Origin of the sequence: Mycobacterium sp. 4858, assembly GCF_900240975.1 — a bacterium.
GTDB lineage: Bacteria > Actinomycetota > Actinomycetes > Mycobacteriales > Mycobacteriaceae > Mycobacterium.
In genome coordinates, this window is record NZ_LT968775.1 from 1460690 (window position 1) to 1465133 (window position 4444).

A 4444-nucleotide genomic window follows, 5' to 3' on the forward strand; every position below is an offset into this window, starting at 1 on the left:
AGTGATCTTCAGAATTACCCAAGCGAAGCAGATGGCAAGCCTCAGCCGCGGTCGGCGCGCGACTCCTCGGGTGTCCAGGCCGCCGGCTGACCCGGGTGGCCGGGGAACAGGAAGTCGATGAAAGCCGCGGCCGTGGGCTGCGGTTCGTGGTTGGCCAGCCCCGGCCGTTCGTTGGCTTCGATGAAGGCGTACTCGGCGCCGGTGACGTCGGGCACCAGCAGGTCGATGCCCGTCACGGGAATGCCGATTGCCTCGGCCGCCGTCACCGCGACGCGGCACAGTTCGGGATTCACCACGGCGGTGACGTCGTGGATGGTGCCGCCCTGGTGCAGGTTGGCGGTGCGGCGCACGCGAAGGCGGCTGCCCTGGGGCAGCACGTCGTCCAGCGCCCAGCCCGCCTCGGCGACCGTCGCCTCGGTGAGGTCGTCGAGCGGGATGCGGGACTCGCCGCCGGTGGCCGCGGAGCGCCGCCGGCTTTCGGCCGCGATCAGGTCCCGGATGCTGTGCTCCCCCGTCCCGATGATCTCCGGTGGCATCCGCAGCGCGGCGGCGACCACCCGGCCGTCGATCACCACCAGCCGAAGGTCGTCGCCCTGCACCCGCTGCTCTATCAGCACGTCCGGGTATTGCTCACGCGCGCGGGCCAGGGCGTCGGCGAGGTCTTGCGGACCGTTCTCGGCGGTCACGCCGACGGTGATGCCCTTCCCCTGTTCGCCGCGGGTCGGTTTGACGACCACCTCGCCGACCTCGGTGAGGAAGTTGTAGTCGCCTTCGTCGAACGTGGCCAGGCGGGCGCGCGGCACCGTGATGCCCGCCTCGGAGACGAGGCGGCGCGTCCGGCGCTTGTCGTCGCAGCGGCACATGGCGACCGCCGAGGTGTACTCGGACAGCGATTCGCGGGTCACCACGCTGCGGCCGCCGTGGGTGAGTCGCATCTCGCCGGTCTCGGCGTCGAGCACCTCGACCCAGATGCCGCGGCGCAGCGCCTCGTCGGCGATGATCCGCGCGTAGGGGTTGAGGTCGTCGATCGTCTCAGGCGGCGGGCTGAACAGCGGTTCGTTGATCGCGTTCTTGCGCTTGATCGCCAGCACCGGGACGCGGCGGAAGCCGAGCTTCTCGTACAGGCCGATGGCGGCGACGTTGTCGTGCGCGACCGACAGGTCCATGTAGGCGCGGCCCGCGTTGCGGAAGCGCTCGGCCAGCGCCCGGGTGAGGGCCGCGCCGATCCCGGGCAGCCCGGCCGCGGGGTCGACGGCCAGGGTCCACAGGCTCGACCCCTGCTCGGGATCGGAGAACAGCAACTCGTGGTCGACGCCGGTGACGGTGCCCACCACGGCGCCGTCCGCGTCCCGCACCGCCAGCAGATAAGTCACGGCCGGCACGTTCAGGTGGTTGTTCCAGATGACGTCGACACCGGCGGGCACCATGCCGCAGCGCACGTAGACCCGGTTCATCGCGTCGGCGTCGACCGGGTCGTTCAGTGTCCGCACGGTGATGCCCAACGGCGGCGCCGACAGGTCTTCCGGCGCGGTGTCGGCGAAACGCAGGCGATAGGTGTGACTGGGGTCGATGAAGAGCTCCGTCGGCGCCTCGGCCACCACCACGTGGGATTCGCGGGCGTAGATACAGATGTCGCGGCGCCCGGGGCCCTCCCGGCGCAGCGCCTCCACCAGCTGCTGGGAGTCAGCGAACGTCTGGCCGAAGATGAGCCGGCCCCAGCCCAACTCGAGCTCGACATCCTTGGCCATCGCCTCCACCAGCTCCGGCGGCGAGGCGTCGTGCAGGCCCATCGTGATCGCCTCGGTGTGGTCGCCGGGGGGATCGGCCACGGTCATGCCACCGGACCCGTGATGCCATGCCGTTGCAGCCAGAGTTCGAGCAGGGCGATCTGCCACAGTTCATTGCCGCGCAGCGGGGTCAGCTTACTGTTGGGGTCGGCCAGCAGGGCGTCGACGGCCTCGGTACGGAACAGGCCGCGCTCCTTGGCCACCGGCGCATACAGCGCGTCGCGCACCATGTCGAGGTAGGGCCCCTCCAGGTGGGTCAGCGCCGGGACCGGGAAGTAACCCTTGGGCCGGTCGATGACCGCCGAGGGAATCACCCGCCGCGCGGCCTGTTTGAGGACGCCCTTGCCCTCGTGCGCGATCTTCAGCTCCGGCGGGCAGGTCGCCGCCAGCTCGACGAGCTCGTGGTCGAGGAACGGCACCCTGCCCTCCAGACCCCAGGCCATGGTCATGTTGTCGACCCGTTTCACCGGGTCGTCCACCAACATCACGGTGGTGTCGAGCCGCAGCGCGCGATCGACGCCGGTCTCGGCACCGGCGCGCGCGAAGTGCTCGGTGACGAAGCGCTCGCTGGGGTCGCCCGGGGCCATGATGCCCGGCCCCAGCAGGCCCGCCAGCTCCGCCGGGTCGCGGTCGAAGAAGGCGCCGCGATACTCGGCGACCGCCCCTTCCAGCGACGCCGCGGCCGGTGAGCCCATCGGCGGGTACCAGTGGTAGCCGGCGAACACCTCGTCGGCCCCCTGGCCCGACTGCACGACCTTCACGTGGCGGGCCACTTCCTGACTGAGCAGATAGAAGGCGACGCAGTCGTGGCTGACCATCGGCTCGCTCATCGCGCCGATCGCGCCGTCGAGCGCGGGCAGCATCCGGTCGGTTCCGATGCGGATCTGATGGTGGTCGGTTTCGAAGCGCTTCGCGATGATGTCCGACCATTGGAACTCGTCGCCCTCGACGCCACCGGCCGCCTCGAAGCCGATGGAGAACGTCATCAGGCCGTGCTGGCCCGCCTCGGCGAGGAGGCCGACGATCAGGCTGGAGTCGACCCCGCCGGACAACAGGCAGCCGACCGGCACGTCGGCGACCAGCCGGCGCTTGACGGCGACGCGGAGCGCGTCGAGCACCGCCTCTTCCCAGTCGGTTTCCGACCAGCCGGCGCGGTCGTCGTGCCGGGTGAAGTCCGGGGTCCAGTACGTGGTGGTGGTGCGCCGGCCGTCGGGCTCGATGGCGATCAGCGACGCCGGCGGCACCTTGCGGACCCCCCGCAGGATGGTCAGCGGCGCGGGCACCACCGAGTGGAACGTCATGTAGTGGTGCAGCGCGATGGGGTCGATGCGGGTGTCCACGCCGCCGCCCGCCAACAGCGCCGGCAGGGCCGAGGCGAACCGGATCCGGTGGGCGTCCTCCGTCAGGTAGAGCGGCTTGATCCCCAGCCGGTCGCGACCGAGCAGCACCCGGCCGCTGTCGCGCTCGACGATGGCAAACGCGAACATGCCGTGCAGGTGGCTGACGAAGTCGTCGCCCCACCGGTGGTAGGCCTTGAGCAGGACCTCAGTGTCACTGTGCGAGAAGAACCGGTAGCCGTGCCCGGTGAGTTCGCTGCGCAGCTCCTTGTAGTTGTAAACGCAGCCGTTGAAGGCGATGGACAGACCCAGCTCCGAGTCGACCATCGGCTGGGCGCCGGCCTCGCTGAGGTCGATGATTTTGAGGCGACGATGTCCGAGCGCGACACGGCCCTGTGACCAGGCACCGGACGCGTCCGGGCCCCTTGGGGTCATCACGGCGGCCATTGCCGACACCGCTGCTACATCGGGGACCCGCCCGTCGAGCCGTACCTCCCCGGTGACTCCGCACACTCCTTGGACCATACCGAAGGCGGTCGCGGCGCGCCCGTACGGCCACTGTGAAATGGATCGGCGGCGTCCGCCCGGGATTTGCCACCCGCGGGATCGGATTTGGGGCGCGGTGAGCCCCGCGACGGTTAAATCTTGGTTGCGGTGTGTTCTCGCCGTCGGAACGCTCCCGGGCCGGTCGCGACGTCCGCCCCCGCGGGTTCCGCCCGTGGGCCGGCCCCCGGACCGCCGCCTCCTGATGAAACCGACTGCCGTGCAACAGGTTCCGATCCCCATCCTGAGGCGGCCGTCCGGCGCACCCGGCCTTGAACCGCCAACCGACCCCGCGGTGCGAGACGAATTGTGTGAGCTGCGCGGTTAGCTCCGGCGAGAAACACGCCTCGGTTCTGGTTAACGTTCAGCCACCACTGGCAACCACGGCCCGGCCGCAGATTGAGGAAGACCTTGACGCGAAAGAATGCGCATCGCGGGACTTGGCCGGCGCTCGGCGCGGTCGCCCTCGCATCCGCCGCGGTGCTTTTCGCCGCGCCGGCGTCCGCCGATCCGAACGACGATTCGTTCATCGCGGAGATTCAGCGACACGGAGTCGTCGTCACCGACCGGGGCGCCGCGATCGCCGCCGGACACAACATGTGCGCCGGACTCGACAAGGGCAGGACGCCGAGCTCGCTGGTGATGGGCGTCGCCAGGGCCACGGATCTGTCGGCCCACGAAGCCGCCTTCCTGCTCGGCGCCTCGGTGGCGTCCTATTGCCCCCAGCACAAGGCCAGCGTCGGCGCGTCGTCCTCCTGAGCCACCGCGTCGAATTCG

Annotated in this window: 3 protein-coding genes; 1 reads left to right on the plus strand and 2 read right to left on the minus strand. The window is 70.2% G+C overall.

Annotated features, from left to right (window positions below; genetic code table 11):
* Window positions 1-41 precede the first annotated feature (41 nt).
* Both ngg and C1737_RS06835 read right to left on the minus strand, forming a co-directional pair.
* Window positions 42-1835, minus strand: a complete 1794-nt coding sequence (gene ngg / locus C1737_RS06830) for an N-acetylglutaminylglutamine synthetase (RefSeq protein ID WP_067924470.1) — start codon at window positions 1833-1835, stop codon at window positions 42-44.
* The gene (locus tag C1737_RS06835) at window positions 1832-3637 is read right to left on the minus strand and encodes an N-acetylglutaminylglutamine amidotransferase (RefSeq protein WP_067924473.1); all 1806 of its coding nucleotides are present in this window, start codon (window positions 3635-3637) and stop codon (window positions 1832-1834) included. Before C1737_RS06835 ends, ngg begins: the two co-directional genes overlap by 4 nt.
* A 441-nt stretch (window positions 3638-4078) precedes the next feature.
* On the opposite strand from C1737_RS06835, the gene C1737_RS06840 reads away from it, so the two are divergent.
* Window positions 4079-4426: a DUF732 domain-containing protein gene (locus tag C1737_RS06840; protein WP_068095066.1), complete on the plus strand. Its 348-nt coding sequence runs from the start codon at window positions 4079-4081 to the stop codon at window positions 4424-4426.
* Window positions 4427-4444 lie beyond the last annotated feature (18 nt).

Excerpts from the sequence above, each read along its gene's own strand:
- ngg (WP_067924470.1), bottom strand. The coding sequence starts at position 1,835 with ATGACCGTGGCCGATCCCCCCGGCGACCACACCGAGGCGATCACGATG.